The organism is Trichocoleus sp. FACHB-40, assembly GCF_014695915.1.
GTDB classification, from domain to species: Bacteria; Cyanobacteriota; Cyanobacteriia; order Cyanobacteriales; family FACHB-T130; genus Funiculus; species Funiculus sociatus.
This window is the reverse complement of record NZ_JACJPF010000022.1, coordinates 1-20,732: the sequence shown is the minus strand read 5'-3', so window position 1 is coordinate 20,732 and position 20,732 is coordinate 1. Positions and strand designations below refer to the sequence as shown.

General features: G+C 42.7%; 20 protein-coding genes. 11 read left to right on the top strand and 9 right to left on the bottom strand.

The window, feature by feature from the left end; all coding sequences use genetic code 11:
* The first annotated feature begins 51 nt into the window (after positions 1-51).
* The 4 genes from H6F63_RS00780 to H6F63_RS00765 all read left to right on the top strand — a co-directional run bounded on the left by H6F63_RS00780 (position 52) and on the right by H6F63_RS00765 (position 4,576).
* Positions 52-747, top strand: a complete 696-nt coding sequence (locus H6F63_RS00780) for a hypothetical protein (protein WP_190634052.1) — start codon at positions 52-54, stop codon at positions 745-747.
* Positions 748-851: 104 nt separating this feature from the next.
* Entirely contained in the window at positions 852-1,964 is a 1,113-nt protein-coding gene (locus H6F63_RS00775; protein WP_190634050.1) for a YbjN domain-containing protein, read from the top strand.
* A gap of 180 nt (positions 1,965-2,144) precedes the next feature.
* The gene (locus H6F63_RS00770) at positions 2,145-3,950 is read left to right on the top strand and encodes an ABC transporter ATP-binding protein (protein ID WP_199297487.1); all 1,806 of its coding nucleotides are present in this window, start codon (positions 2,145-2,147) and stop codon (positions 3,948-3,950) included.
* A 62-nt stretch (positions 3,951-4,012) separates the two neighbouring features.
* Entirely contained in the window at positions 4,013-4,576 is a 564-nt protein-coding gene (locus H6F63_RS00765) for a Uma2 family endonuclease (protein ID WP_190634049.1), read from the top strand.
* 123 nt (positions 4,577-4,699) lie between these two features.
* Here the strand turns inward: H6F63_RS00765 and H6F63_RS00760 are convergent, their stop codons facing one another.
* Complete coding sequence (locus H6F63_RS00760; protein WP_190634047.1) at positions 4,700-5,185, bottom strand: pentapeptide repeat-containing protein; 486 nt, start codon at positions 5,183-5,185, stop codon at positions 4,700-4,702.
* A 210-nt stretch (positions 5,186-5,395) separates the two neighbouring features.
* Here H6F63_RS00760 and H6F63_RS00755 point away from each other — a divergent pair, with 210 nt between their 5' ends.
* The gene (locus H6F63_RS00755; RefSeq protein ID WP_190634045.1) at positions 5,396-6,226 is read left to right on the top strand and encodes a helix-turn-helix domain-containing protein; all 831 of its coding nucleotides are present in this window, start codon (positions 5,396-5,398) and stop codon (positions 6,224-6,226) included.
* A gap of 20 nt (positions 6,227-6,246) precedes the next feature.
* Here H6F63_RS00755 and H6F63_RS00750 read toward each other — a convergent pair whose 3' ends face one another.
* A complete protein-coding gene (locus tag H6F63_RS00750) occupies positions 6,247-7,233 on the bottom strand; it encodes a site-specific DNA-methyltransferase (protein WP_190634078.1) in 987 nt (328 codons plus the stop codon).
* Between the two features lie 110 nt (positions 7,234-7,343).
* Between H6F63_RS00750 and H6F63_RS00745 the strand changes: the two genes are divergently transcribed.
* The gene (locus H6F63_RS00745) at positions 7,344-7,784 is read left to right on the top strand and encodes a hypothetical protein (RefSeq protein WP_190426546.1); all 441 of its coding nucleotides are present in this window, start codon (positions 7,344-7,346) and stop codon (positions 7,782-7,784) included.
* A 168-nt stretch (positions 7,785-7,952) separates the two neighbouring features.
* Here H6F63_RS00745 and H6F63_RS00740 read toward each other — a convergent pair whose 3' ends face one another.
* From H6F63_RS00740 to H6F63_RS00725, 4 genes are all read right to left on the bottom strand, one after another.
* A complete protein-coding gene (locus H6F63_RS00740; protein ID WP_190634042.1) occupies positions 7,953-8,576 on the bottom strand; it encodes a TenA family transcriptional regulator in 624 nt (207 codons plus the stop codon).
* Between the two features lie 214 nt (positions 8,577-8,790).
* Entirely contained in the window at positions 8,791-9,078 is a 288-nt protein-coding gene (locus tag H6F63_RS00735; RefSeq protein ID WP_190458599.1) for a hypothetical protein, read from the bottom strand.
* Positions 9,079-9,252: 174 nt separating this feature from the next.
* Positions 9,253-11,193 carry an ATP-binding cassette domain-containing protein gene (locus H6F63_RS00730; protein WP_190634040.1) on the bottom strand — a complete coding sequence of 647 codons (1,941 nt, stop codon included), beginning with the start codon at positions 11,191-11,193 and terminating at the stop codon, positions 9,253-9,255.
* A gap of 188 nt (positions 11,194-11,381) precedes the next feature.
* Positions 11,382-12,239 (bottom strand): prohibitin family protein, encoded by an 858-nt coding sequence (locus tag H6F63_RS00725; protein WP_190426554.1) that lies wholly within the window; start codon positions 12,237-12,239, stop codon positions 11,382-11,384.
* A 65-nt stretch (positions 12,240-12,304) separates the two neighbouring features.
* Between H6F63_RS00725 and H6F63_RS00720 the strand changes: the two genes are divergently transcribed.
* Positions 12,305-13,195, top strand: a complete 891-nt coding sequence (locus H6F63_RS00720; RefSeq protein ID WP_190634038.1) for an alpha/beta hydrolase — start codon at positions 12,305-12,307, stop codon at positions 13,193-13,195.
* A gap of 78 nt (positions 13,196-13,273) precedes the next feature.
* Here H6F63_RS00720 and H6F63_RS00715 read toward each other — a convergent pair whose 3' ends face one another.
* Positions 13,274-13,882, bottom strand: coding sequence for a 2OG-Fe(II) oxygenase (locus H6F63_RS00715; protein WP_190634036.1), 609 nt, complete (start codon positions 13,880-13,882; stop codon positions 13,274-13,276).
* A 276-nt stretch (positions 13,883-14,158) separates the two neighbouring features.
* Positions 14,159-15,160, bottom strand: coding sequence for an NAD(P)-dependent alcohol dehydrogenase (locus H6F63_RS00710; RefSeq protein ID WP_190634034.1), 1,002 nt, complete (start codon positions 15,158-15,160; stop codon positions 14,159-14,161).
* 248 nt (positions 15,161-15,408) lie between these two features.
* Here H6F63_RS00710 and H6F63_RS00705 point away from each other — a divergent pair, with 248 nt between their 5' ends.
* The gene (locus H6F63_RS00705) at positions 15,409-17,769 is read left to right on the top strand and encodes a DNA phosphorothioation-associated putative methyltransferase (protein ID WP_190634031.1); all 2,361 of its coding nucleotides are present in this window, start codon (positions 15,409-15,411) and stop codon (positions 17,767-17,769) included.
* A gap of 190 nt (positions 17,770-17,959) precedes the next feature.
* Here the strand turns inward: H6F63_RS00705 and H6F63_RS00700 are convergent, their stop codons facing one another.
* On the bottom strand, positions 17,960-18,538 hold the full coding sequence (locus tag H6F63_RS00700) for a hypothetical protein (protein WP_190634029.1): 579 nt from the start codon (positions 18,536-18,538) through the stop codon (positions 17,960-17,962).
* Positions 18,539-18,555: 17 nt separating this feature from the next.
* Here H6F63_RS00700 and H6F63_RS00695 point away from each other — a divergent pair, with 17 nt between their 5' ends.
* Genes H6F63_RS00695 through H6F63_RS00685 form a run of 3 tightly spaced genes read left to right on the top strand, consistent with a single transcriptional unit; the run spans position 18,556 to position 20,616 of the window.
* Positions 18,556-18,876 (top strand): nucleoside triphosphate pyrophosphohydrolase, encoded by a 321-nt coding sequence (locus H6F63_RS00695; RefSeq protein ID WP_190634028.1) that lies wholly within the window; start codon positions 18,556-18,558, stop codon positions 18,874-18,876.
* Positions 18,877-18,900: 24 nt separating this feature from the next.
* On the top strand, positions 18,901-20,019 hold the full coding sequence (locus tag H6F63_RS00690) for an acyl-CoA dehydrogenase family protein (protein WP_190634026.1): 1,119 nt from the start codon (positions 18,901-18,903) through the stop codon (positions 20,017-20,019).
* A gap of 54 nt (positions 20,020-20,073) precedes the next feature.
* Entirely contained in the window at positions 20,074-20,616 is a 543-nt protein-coding gene (locus H6F63_RS00685; protein ID WP_190634024.1) for a nucleotidyltransferase domain-containing protein, read from the top strand.
* Positions 20,617-20,732: the final 116 nt, after the last annotated feature.

The window sequence follows — 20,732 nt, the reverse complement described above, 5'->3', positions numbered from 1 at the left end:
GACTAAATTGTAGATATTTATGGTTCATTTTTTGCAAAAAGAGGGAAAACAATGACAGTATGGCATAAGTTGTCGGCTGAAGAGGCACATATTCGCTACAAAGTGCCTTTGGACATTGCTATGGTTGAGGAAAACGACTTCTTCGATAAAGTGCTTCAACCCTGGAATGAAGTTGCTTATGACGGTCCTTGGTCATTGCTAGTTTTTCTACGAAATCAAGAGTACCCAAATGTAATAACGTTTCAAATCTGCCATATTGAGCCTGAGGCATTAGAATTTGAAGCCTTTAATCCGCTAACTGATGAAGCTAATTTTCTTTATTTAGGCAAGCAACAATTGGTCGCACTGGTTGACCTGCTTTTGAAATATGTAGATACGATACAACCAAGGCATCCAAGTAGACCAAATATGTTTAAACAACTTGGGTACTCTAACTTGGTAGAGCTTCGTTTTCAAGGGGAGTGGTTCTCAGACAGCAGACAAGAATTCTATTATCAGGTTGATGACCCCTTGGCTCATAAGGAGAAGGATTCTGTAGTTACCATTTTGACCTTCAGCACTGGACGGTCTCAGCCTGCTTCTCACTTATTTTTTAGTATTACTCAATTCCCACTACAATCCCTCCAAGACCCATCCTTCAATCCAAGAGACAAGTCACTTGCACGGATAAATCTTAACAAAAGCGGTCTTGAAGAACTGGCATCTCTATTACAGGCGCAAATCAGTTATCTTGCTGATAGTGTTTGACTGTAGATCCTATGATGTACGGGCTAATTGGCTTTAGAATTAGCGTAGGCGACCGCACTCCTTCCCCACAGGCGAAAAGTCTCTCAGTCCAGGGATAACTCTGCATGACTACCAATACTGAAAATCATCAAGTGGACAGCGAGTTAACACTATATGATCGCACCCAATCCCCCCTAACTCTCCATGCGATCGCTCTCTCCTTAACCAAACAAGACGACCAACTCATCGAGTGTCGTCTCACCTTAATAGTCAACCCACAACTCTACCAACGCATCGACACCGACGCTTTATTCAATCTTAAGCCGGAAGTGCGCGGCTCTTTCTCTGCTGGGAAATTCGAAGCCGAACTAGATATCAAAATCGAAATTAGTTTAAAACCCGATTCACTACCGCATCTAGTAGAACACGCCGCAGATGTTAACGAAGCGGCAAATTATATCCTAAATCTTAGCCAAGAACAGCCAGACCACCCGCTACTATATACCGAGAATTGGTTGGGGTTATCTGTTAAGCAGCAACAGGAATCAGCCGAAACTGGCTACAGTACATTCTGGGCTTATATTAATCCATCTGCTCTGGCAAAGGGTGAAACTTCCAGCGAAGAAATTGGGAATGCGATCGCGAACTTCTTCAAAGAGTGGACAGAAGTCAATCTGTCGGAGATGACTCAAAATGCTACGAATGACATCCTTGAGGGAATTGTCGATTTCTTCCAAGAAATGGCTGATGTTACTATAGATGCGATCGCCGGGGTTGCAACTTCTAGCGGACAAATCTTTGAGGAAATGGTCAATTTCTTCAAAGAGGATGAATGGCCTTTTTACCAAATTAAAGGACAGCCAGTTTTACAGATGGCTTTCCAGGGTGAAAATGGCAAATTGACTTGCTACGCCAAGGTAAGAGAGAAACAAGAGCAATTTGTCTTTTACTCAGTTTGCCCAGTAAACGCGCCAGAAAACAAGCGAATGGCGATCGCAGAGTTCATCACTAGAGCAAATTCTGGCACCATCGTTGGTAACTTTGAGCTAGACTTTGCAGATGGGGAAATTCGCTACAAAACAAGTATAGATGTTGAAGGCGATCGCCTCAGTTCAGCACTCATCAAACAGCTGGTTTATGCCAACGTGACGATGATGGATGAATACCTGCCTGGAATTATGTCTGTTATCTATAGTAATGTGTCGCCAGCGGATGCGATCGCGCAAATAGAAGAGTAAAGACTTATACCATTTCGCATTTTGGATTTTGAAAGACTTGCCTATAGGCAGTTCCAACAATTCAAATGTTGCGCCGATAAACACAACTGGTATTCATACCTATCAGCGTTGCATAAGCTGTCAGCTGGATAATTGCTAAAGTGGTTAAAGTCAGCCTTAACTATCTAGCGAAGTATCACCTTGGCTCGTAAACAATCCCTAAATCGGTCGCCTAAGACGCATCCCTTCAAGCGTCTGTTTGAATATGGACACAACTATCGCGATGCTATTAGGCAAGCGACTGTCTGTTCAATTCTCAATAAACTTTTTGACTTAGCACCACCCGCATTAATCGGTTTAGCAGTGGATGTGGTAGTTCAAAAAGATACTTCTCTGATTGCTAAATTCGGGATAAAAGATGTCTTTGGGCAACTTGTAGTAATTACCTTTCTCAGCTTCATTATTTGGGGGCTGGAATCTATTTTTGAGTATGCTTATGCTCTGCTTTGGCGCAATTTGGCTCAGAATATTCAGCATGACTTGCGCCTTGATGCTTACAGCCATATTCAGGAACTGGAATTAGCCTATTTTGAAGAACGCAGCACTGGCGGTTTGATGTCTATCCTCAGCGACGATATCAATCAATTAGAGCGTTTTTTGGATGCTGGAGCTAACGATCTGATCCAGGTTGCCACAACAGTTGTAATTATTGGCGGTGCCTTCTTTATTTTGGCTCCTAGTGTAGCTTGGATGGCAATGTTGCCAATACCTTTTATCCTCTGGGGTTCGATTGCTTTTCAGCATCGCCTTGCTCCTCGCTATGCTGATGTTCGGGAAAAGGTAAGTTTGCTCAACAGTCGTTTATCGAATAATTTGAGCGGGATAACAACGATTAAAAGTTTTGTCACAGAGAAATATGAAACTAACAGAATAGCAGAAGAAAGTGAGGGTTATCGGCAAAGTAACAGGAAAGCGATCGCTCTCAGTTCTGCCTTTGTTCCTTTGATTCGCATTATTATCTTAATCGGCTTTACGGCAACGTTGCTAATCGGCGGTATGGATGCCGCGAATGGCAGACTTTCTGTAGGTACTTACAGTGTATTAGTATTCCTAACACAACGATTACTTTGGCCTTTAACAAGATTGGGTGAAACTCTCGATCAGTATCAACGAGCAATGGCTTCCACAAATCGAGTCATGAATCTGCTTGATACACCGATTGCGATTCATTCTGGACACGTTTCCTTACCCGTTGCCTCAGTGCGCGGCGAAGTGGAATTACAGAATGTCACTTTTGCTTACAATGGGCGAAATCCAGTTATTAAAAATCTCTCTTTACACATTCCGGCGGGGAAGACAATTGCCATTGTCGGTTCTACTGGTTCGGGTAAGAGTACCCTGGTAAAACTGTTACTGAGATTGTACGAAATTCAATCGGGAACTATTACCTTAGATGGGATTGAATTGCGTGATTTAAAATTTAGAGATTTGCGCTCTTGCATCGGGTTAGTGAGCCAAGATGTCTTCTTATTTCATGGTACAGTAGCAGAAAATATCGCCTACGGTAGTCCCGATGCTACTGAAGCTGAAGTAATAGAAGCTGCTAAAATTGCCGAGGCGCACGATTTTGTCATGCAGCTTCCCGAAAGCTACAACACAATTGTAGGTGAGCGAGGCCAGAAATTATCTGGCGGACAAAGACAGCGGATTGCGATCGCGCGTGCGGTGTTGAAAAATCCACCGATTCTGATTCTCGATGAGGCTACCTCCGCCGTAGACAATGAGACAGAAGCAGCCATTCAGCGATCGCTAGAACGAATTACCGCCAATCGCACCACGATCGCGATCGCGCATCGTCTCTCCACTGTCCGCAATGCTGATTGTATTTATGTGATGGAACACGGCAAATTAGTAGAAGAAGGACGACACGAACAACTATTAGCTGAACGGGGAATTTATGCCAGTCTTTGGAAAGTACAGACAGGGATTAAAAGCGAAATAACTTAAAAATAAATTACAGAATTAGCTTTTAGTATCGTAAATTTATTACTCACCAATCGAGGTAGCTGATGGTCAATGTAAGCAAGGGAACCAAACTCACATTACAGGAATTTTTGGCTTTACCAGAAGGAGATGTAATATATGAGTTTGTAGATGGTCAAGCAGTACCTAAAGTGTCTCCAAAATATTTCCATTCGACTTTACAATCAGCTTTATGGGTTCTCATCGGTGCGTGGTGTAGAGGACGCGGACGAATCGTTCAAGAATGGGCAGTGCTGTTGCAGCGTAATGGTCAGGATTGGGCACCTGTACCCGATTTAACGTACATTTCCTATGAACGCTTACCCGCAAGTTGGAAGCGTAATGAAGCTTGTCCTGCCATTCCTGAATGGGTAATAGAAATTATTTCGCCAGATCAAACTATCAAACAATTTGAAGATAAGGCTAAAGATTATTTTGCGGCTGGTATTTCCAGAGTGTGGGTTGTAGATCCTGAACCTATGAATATTAGGGTATTTTTACCAGATGGAAGAATTCAAGCCTACACAGATACTATGCCGATTGTGGATATACTGCTTCCAGGGTTAGAACTAACAACAAGACAGATTTTTGAACAAGCAGAATTGATTTGAAGCTAAGGCGACAATAAGCGCGAGCGCGTACTTTCAGTTAAGAATAATTATAGTTTCGCGGAGCGAGTAAACGTTAAGACACCAATATTTATATCGGGTTTAGTTTCCTTCCTTACCATTACTTTAATTGGTGAAACTAGCACCGCAAATTTTTAAATCTCTGCGCTGTTCGTTTGTTAACCCAATCCCTGTGCCAAAGTTGCACCCCTCTACTAAAGCATTTGTCCATATAGTTTCATTCAGAGTTGCACCCCTCAAATCTGCATCTCTCAAGTCTGCGCCAGTAAAATTGGCAAACAACAAATCGGCTTCTAATAAACGACTTCCCCTTAAATTTGCTCCTGACAAATCTCCCCGGATAAAGTTAACACCGTCCAAATTTAAGCCAGATAAATCTGCTCCCCTAAGATTAGGAAATTTGACCCAACTTGTATCTTTGAAAAAACGCATTACACAAGCTACATTTGCCTCAGTTAATGGCATTTGGGTTAAGAAATCGGCGTAACGCGCTATACCAAGCTCTTTGAGTATCACTAACCGTTTTTCAGGACTTTGTTCAAGAAATTCGGTGCAGGTGAGGTAAAGGTTTTCAGTTGTAAAATTTAGCATTGTGTCAGACTTTGGTGATAACTTTAGTATTAAATATTTCTTTTTCTATGTTGACAGATAATATCTCCCCCTCAGTCAATCTAGCGAACACTCGGACACCGCTACATCTTTGCTTACCAACTCGTACTTTCAGTTCGTGTACTTCCGGAATACTGCCTCATACGATGGCAAAACGAACATTGAGTTCGTTTTGCCATCGTATGAGGTCTTATGGATCACGAAGCGGCTCGACAACGCTTTGCGAATAGAATACGTGACCTGCGAACACAGAAAGATATAACCCAAGAACAGTTAGCCGAACTTATAGGCAAGACGACCGAACACGTTAGCTTTTTGGAACGTGGTGAGCGTTCGCCATCATTTGAGGTAATTTTAGACCTTGCTGATGCGCTCAGTGTGTCAGTCCCTTATCTAATGAATATTGATCAGCCCGACGATAACACTGACCTCATCACTACGCTGATAGCTGCACCAGTTTCTCCCGCCCTTGTCGAGCCTGTTGAAGAACCAATTACCACAGAGAATGAACGCGAATCAAATCTTGACCGCTTACAGTCTGCGTTTGAGGGCATCCGGGAGATGCAGCACCTAGCCAATGAATATGGTATTACTGATATTTTTCAAGACAATGGAGGAAAGGTATTACAGGTACTGATTCTTCTAGGGTTACGTATATCTCCAGGTCGTGAAGGAAATGATGCAATTGATGCTGAAGGCAATGAGTATGAATTAAAAACACTAAATCGCTCACTTAATAAAAATGCAGGTGTTACGACTCACCACCATTTAAACAAGGATATTCTTAAAAAGTATCGAGCTGTAAAAGGATGGTATATTGCTATATATGAAGGAATAGAGTTGATGGAAATTCATAAAGTTACTCCATCTATACTCGAAGTAAAATTTAAAGACTGGGAAGCAAAGCTTGAGAAACAAGAATCAATCAATAATCCCAAAATACCGATGAGATTGGTTAGGCAGGGTGAGCTTGTATACACTAAAGACACAAACCCACCAGTACAAACTAAACTTCCTATTTAGATTTACTGAACTTTACAACTTCATATTCCGAGATTAAGCTGAACTGAACGTCTAATATTAATGGTTTCTTGTCTTGTCAGAAGCTTTTCAAATAGTTTTGCAGCTGCATCATTATTTTCATTAGCATCTAGAAATCGAAAAGCAGAAGCAGCTAAATAAGACGGATTTTGCTCAAAGGCAATCCAGCGGCGTTGCACAGTTTCAGCAGCAAATCCAGTAGTATTAGATCCGGCGAAAATATCCAAAACTGTATCTCCTGGTTCTGTTAAAAAGTTGATAAAAAATAGCGGTAGTTTTTGAGGGAAGCGCGCCGGATGTGCAGGAATTCCCACCGCCTTACATAGCTGAATGTATCGAGAATTGCTTTCAGTGTTGGGAATTTGCAACAAATTGGAAGGTATAGCACCACCATTATTAGTAGCAAAACTTGTTCCAATATCGTGACCTGATGGACGTTCTTTTGGTTTGTAATACTTTTCAGGATTTTCGTGCAGCTTTTTCATTCGTTCGGAGTAAGGAACCAGAACCTTACTCACATTAGCTTTAGGATTGTCAGTTTTAGACAACCACCAAACAGTATTAACAGCATCTTTAGCTCGAATTTTACGTTTATTAACCCATTCAATCGGCGAAGGTAACTTGGAAGGATTGTACCAAAAAAACTCTTCAGCTAGACGAAAATCCAGCTCGTCGCATAGTTTAATTAAGATACGATAGTTATATAGCGATCGCACTGGACGTTTACTTTGGTATGCTCCACCAAGATCGAGTACAAAACTTCCCTGCGGTGCTAGAATGCGATACACCTTTTTACAGAAAGCAAACAGCCAATCTATATAAGCTTCTTGATCAACATTGCCATAACTCTTTTCGCGTAGCAGCGCAAATGGGGGAGAAGTAATTACTAAGTCAATTGAATCAGGTTCAATGCAATCTAGTAATTTTAGCGAATCGCCAATATAAGCAGCGCCATAGTTTGTAGTATATAAAGGACTTTCTAAAATCATAGCTATCATTTTTTACTAATACTTACAGTACAAATTGTATGATACAATCAATGCTCAGCAGCTTTCAGCCAGTTGTAGCGTTAGCACAGAAGAAAAAAAGGAGTCATAAAATGAGTACGGATAATACTGCAAATCATGAGGAGAAAAATATTGCTAGTGATGGCAAAGACAAACAAACTCCTAAAACAATTGACATAGATGGGAAGCGTCCAGTTGCTTCTGATGATATGCAGGTTAAAAACACCATCGACATAGATGGACACCGCCCAATTGCTTCTAGTAGTATTCAGGATCAAAACACTATTGACATAGATGGACACCGTCCGGTTGATCCTAGTAATCTTCAGGTTCTTGAAACAGTCGATATGGATGGGAAGCGTCCAATTGTTGCCGATGATATTCAGGTTCAAGGCACTATTGATGTAGATGGACACCGCCCAATCGCCTCTACTAATCTTCACGTTGATGAGACGATTTCTATAGCCGGAGAGCGCCCAATCGCTTCAAACAACCCTGACGAACTTGATATTACAAGCGATTATATCGATTAGCAAAAATGCGTTCAGTGCGCTCAGCCTATTTGGCGCTTTTGCCTTCTAAGCCTGGCTCAGCAGGCTTTATATCTAATTTTTATAGATATTATCAAAGCCAAACAAACTCCGTGAATGCTGGGTAGGAGCGGGGAAAAACAACTCGCTCCTACGCCGTCGGGGATTTTCCTATGCTGCATTAAACGCCATCTGCCAAAAATCTTTTTCCAATCTTGCTACTTTTAGAAATGCTTCTTCTGCTTGATGTTGAATGCTTTCTGATGCAGTTTGTAGCCCCTGATCAGCTTGTTGTTCCAAAAGTTTTACATAGTTTGTAAAACCAGGATTTCCCCATCTGTCTGCAAATTCAGTGTAGGGTTCTGGCATCACCCCAGGCAACTGCCAACCTTGATTATATGCTAATTCAATTGCCCAAAAAGCAGTCGCTTGAACTGGGTATGGCATTGCAGCAAGGCTGTTCATGTAGTCACAGTATTCTGAGCAAGTTAGTTGTTTTTGGGTATCTAAATCTAGCTTTTGCAGAGCAGCTTTTTCCTTGAACCAGTTAAGTTCATCTTTCAGTGCTACTAATCCGCCCAAAATTACATCAAAATGTTGTGAAGGCGCGTTAGCTAATATTCTCCCTACCATTCGGGTGAAATCCACAACAAAGAGATAATCTTGCACCAACCATGTATTGAATTGTTTCTGCTGAATAGTTCCTAATTTGCATTGCACGAGGAAGGGATGCACCGTAGCTTCTTGCCACGCTTGAGTATGTTTTTGCTGAAGTTGTTGACAAGTCAAGGTCATATCAATTTTATTTTTTGATTTAGAATTAAGTGAGCATTAGAGAAAGCCGACTTCTACTAAAACTTTATCTTGATTTAACTGCTAACGCAACAGTAAAGTTTGAACTAATAGGAAGCATATTTTATAAAAAAGCCTCCTGTGAAGAAGGCTTTTTTAGAGTTACGGCACCAGCTAATCTAAATCTTCTTTGAGAAAAGTTTTTAAGTTCCTCAAATCATCGCCGATTATTTTGAGTTAACCGATTTACAAAACCTAGAATGGCTGCAAAGATAGCTGAGCCAATAATTGACCAGATAATGGGGAAGGGCTTACCTCCGATATTGAGAGCAAATATCACAGGAAGATCAAACTCATTGGCAACCCAGAGTCCTATGTATGCACCGATAATTCCAACTACTATCGAAAGTAGGCAACCTCCTGCCGAGTAACCAACCAACGCTTGCCCAGTACTGCCGCAAATCGCGGCAATCACCAGTAACACAAGAATCTCTACTGGTGTCATTGTTCCTCCAGTGTGCGAGTAATATAACTGCTAATAGATTCTCACAATGCGTGCTGTTTCAGGAAGGTGATGAATATTAGCGCACTTTTCCCGAATAGTTCGTAAAACGGCTCGTTAGTTAATTCTAAATCCTGTGTAGGTTTAGCGTTACGTTAATATTCCTCTCCTATTCTGTTAAGCCTCAACCTCAGCTAATTCCATCCAACGTTCAGTCGCAGCGTCAATTTGTTGAGTTAAAGATTCCACCTTTTCATACAGTTCCCGAACCAGGGTGATTTTGCCAGGAGGAGCATTATAAAGCTCTTTCTCAACTTCAGATTTTTGAGATTCCAGTTGGGCAATCTTACCTTCAAGCATCTCAAACTCGCGCTTCTCTTTTGATGAAAGCTTGCGCGGCTTGCCGTTATCTGGTGCTTGCCTCTGTGACTTCCAATCTTTGGATTGAGTATCTTTTTGCTTGTCCTTATTATTAGCAGTAGCTTGAGCCTTTTCGAGTTCTTCTTCTGCTTGCTTGAACTCCAGATATATAGAGTAATTGCCCGGATATAGACGTAGGTTTCCCCCTGGTTCAAAAGAAAAAATAGTTTCTACAGTACGGTCGAGGAAGTAGCGATCGTGGGATACTGCAATTACGCATCCGTTGAAATCTTCCAGATAGTCTTCTAGCACTGCGAGGGTTTGCACATCTAAGTCGTTTGTCGGTTCGTCCAAAATTAAGACATTGGGAGCGCTCATCAAAACGCGCAACAGAAATAAACGACGTTTTTCACCGCCGGAAAGCTTATTAATTGGGGCATATTGTTGATTACCAGGAAATAAGAAACGCTCCAACATTTGCGAGGCTGTAATCTGAGTTCCGTCGGCAATTTTGACGTATTCCCCGACTTCTTTTATGTAGTCGATTACTCGCTGATTTTCGTTCAAAGCTTCGAGTAATTCTTCAGAGTGCTGGTCAAAGTAGCCGATGTGAATTGTTGTGCCTATTTCAACGCTGCCTGAATCCGGTTGAATGCGTGCGGTGATCATATCCATTAAAGTAGATTTACCTGCACCATTGCCGCCAATAATGCCGATGCGGTCTTCTGGACTGAATTCGTAGGTAAAATCTTTAATTAGAGTGCGTCCATCGTAGCCTTTAGAAACATTTTTTACCTGAATAACTTTTTTGCCAATCCGACGACCAGGAGTAGCAATATCAACTTTTCCTTGAACTTGTTTAAACTCCAGATTTTGCATATCGTGGATGCGATCAATCCGGGCTTTCTGCTTGGTGCTACGCGCTTTTGGCCCTCTTTTTAGCCATTCTAATTCGCGACGAAGTACGCCCTGATGTTTGCGTTGACTGCTGATGGCAGATTCTTCACTCAGAGCTTTCTTTTCCAGATAATAAGAATAGTTTCCGGCGTATGTGTAGAGTTCTCCTCTATCGATTTCGAGGATACGATTGGTGACGCGATCGAGAAAATAACGATCGTGAGTAATTAACAGAATTGCACCTCGATAGCGATTTAAGTAACTCTGCAACCACTCAACAGATAAAGCATCCAAATGGTTGGTCGGTTCATCCATCAACAACACATCGGGTTCTGATAGCAAGGCGGCTGCTAAGGCAATGCGTTTGCGATATCCGCCAGATAAACTACCAACTTGAGCGTTAAAGTCTTCTATTCCTAGTTTTGTGAGGATGATTTTCGCGTTCGTTTCTAGTTCCCAAGCACCAGTAGCATCCATGCGTTGCATGACAGCAGAGAAGCGCGACATTAGCTGCTGGCTATCCTCTGGATTGTGAGCCAGTTTATCTGACAGTTCCTCATATTCCCGCACGAGGGACATTTGTTCGCCGCTATCAGCAAAAACCTGCTCTAAAACTGTATTATCTTCGTTTAAATCTGGTTGTTGCGGTAAGTAAACAATTCGCACTCCAGAGTTAACTAAAAGTTGGCCGTCATCAATCGGTTCTAAACCAGCTATTATCTTCAACAGCGTAGATTTTCCAGAGCCGTTGGTGCCAATTAATCCAACTTTATCTGTGGGATCGAGGCTAAAACTGGCATCTTTTAGGATTTCTTTGATGCCAAAGTCTTTTTTAACAGATTGTAGTGTGAAGATGCTCATAATTTCAGTTTAATTGTTCAGCATTTTTCAGAGTGGATAATTCCCACCCTACAAATTTTCTTAACCCTCTTTAAAAGAGGGTTGGAGGGATCAAGACGTTAAGCGAAAAGGCTCTACATCCCCTCCTCCCCCTTTAAACAGGGGGATCTGATAAAAACTCAAACATTGTGTCAATCTTTTAACACTATCTACTGAGGGGCGGATGTATCCTGAAGATTACCCAGGTTAAAAAGGAATGGAATACTGCTATTAGAGTTACCACCCGTTACCAAAACTTTTGGCATTTGGGAACCTCCCTGTCTCCAAGCTTCAATTGCTTCTTTCTGAAGAACTAATGCACCTCCTTGTGCCTTAAGTGTCTCAGCGAGGAGTCTTTGAGCTTCCGCTTTACCTTGGGCGCGATTGATTTCTGCTTGGGCTTCTTGTTCAGCTTCCTGCGCTACGTAGACGGCTCGTTGCGCCCGCTGTTCAGCGATTTGTTTCTCTTCGACTGCTCTAGAGAATTCTGGGGAGAAAGCTAGGTCAACTACGCTGGTATCTAGCACAATAATTCCGTACTTATCTAACCGTTCCCCTAAGGCAGTATCAAAGTCTTCCTTCAGTTCATTTCTTTTGGTAATTGCTTCTTCAACTGTTCTCCGGGCGGCGGCAATTTTGAAGGATTCCTGAGTCTGGGGCGCAATAATTTTCGAGACGATATTCTCTAAGGTTCCTTGTTTCCTTCTTACCTCAACTACCTTTATCGGGTCGAGGCGGAAGTTGATGGCGAATCTAGCGGATAAATCCTGAAGATCCTTGGTGGAACTTTGCGCCGGAACTTCAAATTTTTGCACTGTCAGATCGTACACGTCTACTACTGAAATCAGTGGTGGTTTGATGTGGATTCCCTCTAACAAACCTCCATCTTGGGCTTTACCGAGGATGCTGATTACTCCGGCTTGGCCTGGGGTGATGATAATAAAAGAATTGAGACCAATGAGAAGCACTAATGCTGCAAGAATCCCTGCTACGAGTGTTTGCCAATTCTGCGAATACTGATTTTTCAAGGTTTGATCTCCATTTCTTCTAGGGTGACTTTTCGATCGCCCTTCTCCACGGTAAACTAAAATTCATGTTTACCAGTTCTCTACCATCCGCGATCGCGCAACTCTCTGAATCTACCTCGATTGCGCTGGCTCAAAGCATTGAGTGTCACGCGATCGCTACTCCTCTTGGGCAACAAGCGATCGCTACTACCTACGTCCACCAGGGTAGCGGTGGCACGCCGATATTGCTACTTCACGGCTTCGATAGCTCTGTATTCGAGTTTCGCCGCCTCTTACCGCTGCTGGCGGCTCAAAATGAGACGTGGGCGCTGGATTTATTGGGTTTCGGGTTTACGGAACGCTTGACCAAATTACCCTTTAGCCCATCTGCCATTAAAACCCATCTCTACTATTTTTGGAAAACGCTGATAAAAGAGCCAATAATTTTGGTGGGTGCTTCTATGGGAGGCGCGGCGGCGATAGATTTTACTCTTACCTACCCGGAAGCTGTGCAAAAGTTGGTGCTGATTGATAGCGCTGGTTTTGCCAGTGCGCCCAATATTGGCAGGTTCTTAGTTCCGCCCATCGCCTATCTAGCTACTTCATTTTTGCGGAATCCGAAAGTACGCGATCGCATTTCACGCAATGCTTACCACGATCAAACTCTTGCCTCCCTCGATGCCCAACTGTGTGCCGCTTTGCACCTAGATTCTGCTGGTTGGCACGATGCTTTAATTGCCTTTACCAAGAGTGGCGGTTACAACTTTTTGGGCGATAAAATTGCCAAAATTGACAAGCAAACGCTGATTTTGTGGGGTGACTCTGACAGGATTTTGGGGACGGGAGATGCAGAGAAGTTTAGGAACGCGATCGCCCAATCTCAACTAATCTGGCTCCAAAATTGCGGTCACGTTCCCCACCTCGAACAACCCCAAATTACCGCCCAGCAAATTCTAGAGTTTAGTAAAAATACCTAACGACTAAAGTCGCGGTTATACAGACAGGCTTTGCTTGTATAGCGCCACCCTTCAGGGTGTGGGCGTATATTAGCAGCTTCATAATTTCTCTTTTTTCATTTTTTTCGCCCTCGATTCAATCGTAAACTCAGGAATATCTTCAAGTTCCTTCTCAGACAAACTGTACTGTTCGCAAACCAAACTCAGGCGAAACCCTGGACTTGTAACTTGATTAACTGAGTGAGTTAAATCGCCCTGAAAATCTACTAAAGTATTAACTTGAGGGCGGATTTGTCCTACATTTCGCTTTGAAGAGCGTAGCACTAACTCCCCTCCAACAAGATCCGGTGGCACCTGGATATAAAGTACACTTACTCTATCTGGCGGTTCGATAGTCTTGCAATAAGAGCGCAGGCTGCGGTCGATATGCGGATCTACACGAGAACCCTCTTTAAGCATCAAAGGATTGAGATAAAAGGCGTTGCACGTCGAACGCAAAGCCACACTTAAATAAGGGTTAAAAAAGGGAAAAAGTCTCTCAACTTCCGCAACACCTGAGCGCTGAAATACAATCGAAAATCCTTTAGTTCCCACAAAGTCGCGGTTTAAGTTGTTAACCGCAAAATACGGACAAGCTAGAATCTGCCCCTGCAATGCGCTGAGATATTCAGGCGCAAAAATATTTTTCTGTAGGCAATAGTAACTCAAGGCAAGGTAATTGGTAATTAGTAACTAAAAATTTAATAGAGGAACAAACCCCTACGCACTCAATGCAACGTAATTGGAAAATTTTTAAAATTAGGACTTAGTAACTTATTAATTCAAAACTCCTATAGCCATCATAACTCATTGCTAAACTTCTCCCTTCTCTTCCTCTGCGTCCTCTGCGCCTCGGCGGTTCGTTTAAAAAATGTAGAGACGTTGCATACAACGTCTCTAGAAATTAAATAGAATTGCGATAACTCACAACTCTTCTAAATTCTATTACTTCGCAAGCACAGCCCGGTAACGCACCTTGTTATCGCGCACTTTTTGCATTGCTTCATTAGCTTGTTCAAAAGGAAACACTTCAACCAGCGGTTGAATCCCATATTTCTCTGCCACAGAAAGCATTTCCAGCATCATTGCCCGTCCCCCAATTGGAGATGCCATAATCCGGCGACGCTTATTTAGCATTGCCCCCATAGGCACATTTAGCGGTTCAGAGGGAACGCCTACCAAAACTAAAGTTCCATCAGAATCAAGGTGTTCCAGATAAGCTGCCCAATCAAGAGAAGCAGGAACCGTACTCAGCAGAATGTTTAGCTTCTGGGTGGGTGCTGGTGGCGTTCCAACAGGGACAACAACTGTGTGACGCGCCCCTAGCTGATGGGCAAATTCAGCTTTGTCGTCTGAGGTAGTAAAGACCGTGACGCTGTTACCTAAACGGCTGGCAAACTGCACCGCCAAATGACCCAAACCACCAACGCCAATCACGCCAATTTCTTGCCCGGAGGTCATTCCCGCACTGCGTAAAGCGGAGTAGACTGTGATTCCGGCGCACAATAAGGGCCCTGCTAATTTTGTCTCAATGCCTGCTGGAATCGGGAAGGCAAAGCGAGAATCCACCATCAGATAGTCAGCAAAGCCACCAGGCCCGGTGACAATTAATCCTTGATTTTCGTCGCAGAGATTTTCATTTCCTCTGAGACAATCGCGGCATTGCAGACAGGAGGAACGTTGCCAGCCAACACCTACTCTGTCTCCCGTCTTGATATGATTCACCTGCGAACCAATTTCCACTACTTCGCCAATGACTTCGTGACCAGGCACTAGAGGATATTTGGATGATCCCCAGTCGTTATCAATCATATGCAGGTCTGAGTGACAGATGCCGCAAGCTAACACTTTGATGACGCAATCGTGCGCTTGTGGGGGTTCGACGGCGAATTGATAGGGCTGGAGAGTTGCCCCTTGCTGCTGGGCTGCTAATGCTTGGATTTGCATTTTAAAGTTCCTTACTAATTGTGGAAGAAAATACTGATTGATTGTTTTATGGAATTCTATACTTTGAATCAGGATCTTTGTGACTGGTAGAGAAAGATATCAAGTAAGTGAGTATAAATTGATAAGCTTTTCTACGTATTCCCAAGTTGAAAAGATGATCTAAGAGCAATTAATAATTCTTCAAGGTCTTAATTAACACATTAATTTTACAGTGTATGTATCATGTTTTTCGGGGAAATGGTGAGAGCATGAGAAATAAAGTTGTTGAAAAGTGGGATGCGTTGCTGTTTCTATGCTTGACTCAAGCACATTGGCGCGAATACATCCTCACTTACCTCGTCCTTCACAATTTTAGCGATCGCTTCCAACTCGAAAACATCGCCGCCGCTGTCGAAACTGATCTTAATGCCTTGCGCGACAACTACGAGCAAGTTGGGGAAACTGCTGCTGAAATTTTGTTGGATGCGATCGCATCCGGTATCATTGCTTACTGCTGCCAAGTCAGTGAAATTGGTAAACTCTTGCCGGGAGCGCTCTACGTTCATGTATCAGCACTTTCGCACCTTCATCCTCTGCTGAGACTCTCCGAAGGCTATGCAAGGCGAACTTTTAATCGTATTGATGGCGCTAACATTATCAAGTTCAACATAGAGCAGCCGACTAAAATATCTTACCTGTTCTACCCTGAATTTGATACCGATGCCCATCCCGCGTTACACGCCAGCATCCAGGTTGACGTCCAAAATAGGAGTATAAGCGATCGCGACTACAGCACCAGCGATAATCCTCCCATTCTCCACCGTAAAGAAACCTTTGTTACCCCAGACTATCCCCACTACAAAGAATTCGCTAACCTCACCCGCCAGGAAGAAGAACTGCGGCTTTTAAACAAAACTTCTTCGATTGGAACTCTTCGGGGTTGGTTGCAATGTTTAGAAAACTATGGTGTCGAAATTCAGGGACATCAAATTATTCGCCTAGCACCAATATCGCCCTTTCAACTGCCAAAAATAGAACGTCACAAAGCCGCAATTATCCGCAAAAATATTTCTCGTCCGGTGCGTCTCGCAATGGAAGCTGACTTATTTAATCAAGATACAACTTTTTTTGATTACGGTTGCGGTCATGGTAGCGATATCACCTACATCTCAGAAAAAGGCTACACCAGCGCAGGTTGGGACCCTTATTATTCTCCTGATACTCCTCTTACCCCAGCAGATATCGTCAATATCGGCTATGTAATCAATGTAATTGAACGCACAGATGAGCGTCGAGAAGCGTTAATAAAAGCGTGGGAACTAACAGGAAAAGTTTTAATTGTTGCCGCACTTGTTTTAATTGATGATAGAGAAACGGGACAAGTTGCTTATGGCGATGGGGTGATAACTCGCCGCCATACTTTTCAGAAATACTACCAACAGGAAGAACTTAAAACTTATATTGACCAGGTTCTCAGTGTCGATTCGGTGCCAGTTGCGCTGGGAATTTACTTTGTTTTTCGAGATGAAAGCCTTGCCGAAACATACCGCGCCTCGCGCTTTCGTTCCCGCGCTACTACTCCCAGAGTTCGCGCCAATATCAAGCGATTTGAAGATTATCAGGAAATGTTAGCGCCGCTAATGACTTTTGTCACCGAACGCGGCCGTTTGCCAGTTAAAAGTGAAGTAGCAGAATTAGAAGATTTGAGGGCGGAATTTGGTAATTTTCGTCGTGCATTTCAGGTAATTTTACAAGCTACCGACCAAAAAGAGTGGGATGCGATCGCGCATAAACGCCGCCTTGACCTTTTAGTTTATCTTGCACTCAGTAAATTTGCGCGATCGCACAAATCCAAACACATTACTTCAGAAATCCGAAATGACATAAAAGGTTTATTTGACACCTACGAAGAAGCTTGGGAAATGGCTGAAGAAATGCTATTTAGTTTAGGCGACCCTGGTGTAATTGCTAACTGTTGCCAACAAAGCGTCGTTGGCTATACCACAGGGTTTAAACACGCCCCCCTTTTTCCCAGTTCCTTTCTAGTTCACGTATCCGCTTTTTCGGAACTCGACCCTTTGTTGCGCCTCTACGAAGGCTGCGCCAATCGCACAATCGGCCGATTAGATGGAGCCACCTTAATCAAGTTTTACACCAACCAACCAAAAATATCTTACTTATTTTACCCCGAATTTGACGCCGAACCTCATCCAATTCTGCACACCAGTATGCAGATTGATCTCAGAGATTTAAGCGTCAGACATAAGAATTATAAAAAAATCAACGACCCTCCAATTCTGCACCGAAAAGAAAGTTTAGTCACTCCCGACTATCCAAACTACGAAAAATTTTTCAGGCTTACTCAGCAAGAAGAAAATTGGGGACTTTTAGACGATCCTAGTGCGATTAAAAACCTTAAAGGTTGGCAGCATATTCTAGAAAAAAATTGTGCGGAAATTAAGAATTATCGTCTTTATTGGCGCAAAGATGCCGATCCCTATCAGATAAAATTAGTACAATCTTATCGTAAAAAAAGACAAAAGACAAAAGCCAATTATAGCGGTTCTATCTTAGATTTAATCCAATCTAACCTCTCCCCCAACCCCACACCTACAAGGGGATGGGAGTAAATTTTCTCGTAGTTCTTTTTAGGTAAGGGGGTTGGGAACCTACTGCCTGGGAATGTCTTTCTGAAGACGACCGCCTCCATAAATGGAGTGATATATAACCTATAACTAGGTTATGTGTCATCAACTTTACGAATCACAAACGCGAGGCAGGGGCCTCTCCTCAAGTATTTATTTCTATTCGATTCTTAAGCTATCCTTGCAATTCCTTAGCTGCCTTAACCCAATGTTCAATTCCCTTTTGTGTCGGTTGTCCCGATGGCGTGAACGTCCTTATGTCTCTCTTGTGTTCAGAACCATAACTGATATGAATTGGTCTATCTACTCCATAAAAATATAAAGAATCAAACGGTAATTTTTCGCTGACTATCCAATCTACTACTTCATTACTAGGTGAACCCAAAATAAAAAAGTCACAAGCAGCACCCGGCCGTTTACAATAATATTTACCATTTTTATTCACTTCATGCGCCATGTGCTGATCTAGTTCAGGAGCAACACGCCCATTTTTCAGACCTGTAACTGGATCTTTGCTTTCTAGATATTTTTTCAAATTTTTAGAGCAAAAACCATACGTTAGCTGAAAATTATCAATACCGAAAAAATCAATAATTGGATTTAAAATAAATTCATTTAATCTTTGCAGTGCAGGAAGCGTTTGTTCACTATTTTGAGGGAAAGGATTGATTTGCGTGGCGTATTTTTGATAAGTCTGAGTACAAGCGCAAAAATAATCTAGAGTAAGATATTTTCCTAGTAAAATGTTTTTCATAGTTATCATTACCCTGTATGCGTCAAAAGTACAATAAGCTAGTGCGAGACCGTATTCCCGAAATTATCCACGAAGCAGGGAAGCAGTGCGAAGTCGAGGTAATGTCACAGACAGAGTACCTTCAGGCTTTACGAAATAAACTTATCGAAGAAGCAGAAGAAGCATCGGTTGCCACTCATCAAGACTTAGTGAAAGAACTAGCTGATCTCTACGAAGTAATTGATACATTATGTACAGAATATCAGATAAATACTTCTTCAATTCTTGCAGAACAAGAAAGACGACGCGCCGAACGTGGTGGCTTTAAAAGTCGCCTGAGATTATTGTGGACGAAGTAGGCACAAAGTCGCTAACTTACAAGCATGGATAAACAGCCACACCTTCTAGACATTGCTGAGTTTTACCTGCAAAAATCAGTTGCACCATTAGCCGCAGAAATTGATAGCAACCCAGAAGCACTACGAGAGGCATTAAAAGGACTCGGAGAACGTTCCTTATTGGCGTTGCGAGTTCCCCGACAGTGGGAAGGTGCGGAAGCCAGTGAAGAGACTTTTCGGACTTTCCAAGAGCTAGTAGCAAGATATTCTGGGGCTTTGGCGTTCTTACAAACTCAACATCAAAGCGCTGCTGGGATGGTCGCCGCCAGTGAAAACTCTTCCCTAAAACAAGAGTATCTTCCCCGCATGAGCAACGGTGAGATTTTAGTGGGTGTCGGATTCTCGCAACTGCGTCGTCAGGGCGAAGCAACTGTGAAAGCTTTGCAAGTCGAAGGGGGATATCTGTTAGATGGACAAGTGCCTTGGGTAACAGGTTGGAATTTATTTCAAGAGTTTATTGTTGCTGCAACACTCCCCGATGGTGGTGCTGTATTCGGCGTTTTGCCTTTTGCGGAAATGTATCAGGAATCTAGAGGTTCAATAACATTCAGTAAGTCAATGGAACTAGCAGCAATGACTTCAACCAACACTGTCACCGCAACGTTAAAAAGTTGGTTTTTGATGCGATCGCATATCGTTTCTCTCAAGCCTGCGGGTTGGATACACGAAAACGACAAAAAGAATGTCCTCCACCACGGATTTTTTGCTTTGGGATGCGCCAGAGCAGGCCTTGATATCTTGGAAAGTGCCTCTCAATCCAAGCAAAATGCCTTTATTACCGAAGCTTTAGCGGCACTCGACCGGGAACTTAACGACTGTAGAACTGCTATCAGGCATCCCCCTGAGCCTTTTACAGAACGTTTGCAAATTCGAGTTTGGGCAATTGACTTAGCAGTGCGATGCGCCCATGCTGCTGTAACCGTTTCCAGGGGTGCTGCGAACTACAGCCGCCATGCAGCGCAGCGAGTCTACCGCGAGGCGCTGGTGTTTACTGTTTCCGGTCAAACTACAGCTGTGATGGAAGCGACGCTCAACAGGTTAGCGCGATCGCAATCCCTGCTCAAAACCAATGCAACCACGACCAATTTTCCTTACCAGGCGTAGCGCATACAAGATGTCTCCAATAATTACTATCAATCAGCCAGCGGTAATTAATCTATGAATCGTCAAGAAGTTGAAAATAGAACTATTATTATTGCCTTAACTGGTTCCAGAGGTTACGGATTATCAACTGAAACCTCTGATTATGACTATCGCGGCATTTTTATCGCCACCAAACCGTATTATTTGGGCTTTTCGCAAATAGAACAAAAGGACAAAGGTTGGGCAGAAGAACCAGGAAATTTTACGTATCTTACCAAAGATACTAGCATTTATGAGCTAAAAAAGTTTTTAGAACTATCTGCTGACAACAACCCCAATATTCTAGAGCTTTTGTGGTTTAAAGACTACGTTCATATAACTCAAATCGGCAAAATATTGAAAGAGCATAAGCAGATGTTCCTCTCGAAAAAAGTGAAACATACATATGCAGGATACGGTTATCCCCAAATCAAAAAATTAGAGTCTCACCGCCGCTGGTTACTGGAACCACCTACAAGAAAACCTGAGCCAGAAGATTTTGAATTGGAGCGAAATCAACCGCTAAGTGTGGGGGAAATTAATTCCTTTTTAGGTAGTGCCAAAGATGTAATGATATAGAGATAGACCTGACGTTGTTCTTTTTCTCATGCCTGGTTGTCCCAACTGTGCTTCCTCCAAAACAGTCAAAAACGGTCACATTCATAACGGTAAACAGCGATTTAAGTGTCATGAGT

Excerpts from the sequence above, each read along its gene's own strand:
- H6F63_RS00780 (WP_190634052.1), top strand. The coding sequence starts at position 52 with ATGACAGTATGGCATAAGTTGTCGGCTGAAGAGGCACATATTCGCTAC.
- H6F63_RS00775 (WP_190634050.1), top strand. The coding sequence starts at position 852 with ATGACTACCAATACTGAAAATCATCAAGTGGACAGCGAGTTAACACTA.
- H6F63_RS00765 (WP_190634049.1), top strand. The coding sequence starts at position 4,013 with ATGGTCAATGTAAGCAAGGGAACCAAACTCACATTACAGGAATTTTTG.
- H6F63_RS00760 (WP_190634047.1), bottom strand. The coding sequence starts at position 5,185 with ATGCTAAATTTTACAACTGAAAACCTTTACCTCACCTGCACCGAATTT.
- H6F63_RS00755 (WP_190634045.1), top strand. The coding sequence starts at position 5,396 with ATGGATCACGAAGCGGCTCGACAACGCTTTGCGAATAGAATACGTGAC.
- H6F63_RS00750 (WP_190634078.1), bottom strand. The coding sequence starts at position 7,233 with ATGATTTTAGAAAGTCCTTTATATACTACAAACTATGGCGCTGCTTAT.
- H6F63_RS00745 (WP_190426546.1), top strand. The coding sequence starts at position 7,344 with ATGAGTACGGATAATACTGCAAATCATGAGGAGAAAAATATTGCTAGT.
- H6F63_RS00740 (WP_190634042.1), bottom strand. The coding sequence starts at position 8,576 with ATGACCTTGACTTGTCAACAACTTCAGCAAAAACATACTCAAGCGTGG.
- H6F63_RS00735 (WP_190458599.1), bottom strand. The coding sequence starts at position 9,078 with ATGACACCAGTAGAGATTCTTGTGTTACTGGTGATTGCCGCGATTTGC.
- H6F63_RS00730 (WP_190634040.1), bottom strand. The coding sequence starts at position 11,193 with ATGAGCATCTTCACACTACAATCTGTTAAAAAAGACTTTGGCATCAAA.
- H6F63_RS00720 (WP_190634038.1), top strand. The coding sequence starts at position 12,305 with ATGTTTACCAGTTCTCTACCATCCGCGATCGCGCAACTCTCTGAATCT.
- H6F63_RS00710 (WP_190634034.1), bottom strand. The coding sequence starts at position 15,160 with ATGCAAATCCAAGCATTAGCAGCCCAGCAGCAAGGGGCAACTCTCCAG.
- H6F63_RS00705 (WP_190634031.1), top strand. The coding sequence starts at position 15,409 with ATGAGAAATAAAGTTGTTGAAAAGTGGGATGCGTTGCTGTTTCTATGC.
- H6F63_RS00700 (WP_190634029.1), bottom strand. The coding sequence starts at position 18,538 with ATGAAAAACATTTTACTAGGAAAATATCTTACTCTAGATTATTTTTGC.
- H6F63_RS00695 (WP_190634028.1), top strand. The coding sequence starts at position 18,556 with ATGCGTCAAAAGTACAATAAGCTAGTGCGAGACCGTATTCCCGAAATT.
- H6F63_RS00690 (WP_190634026.1), top strand. The coding sequence starts at position 18,901 with ATGGATAAACAGCCACACCTTCTAGACATTGCTGAGTTTTACCTGCAA.
- H6F63_RS00685 (WP_190634024.1), top strand. The coding sequence starts at position 20,074 with ATGAATCGTCAAGAAGTTGAAAATAGAACTATTATTATTGCCTTAACT.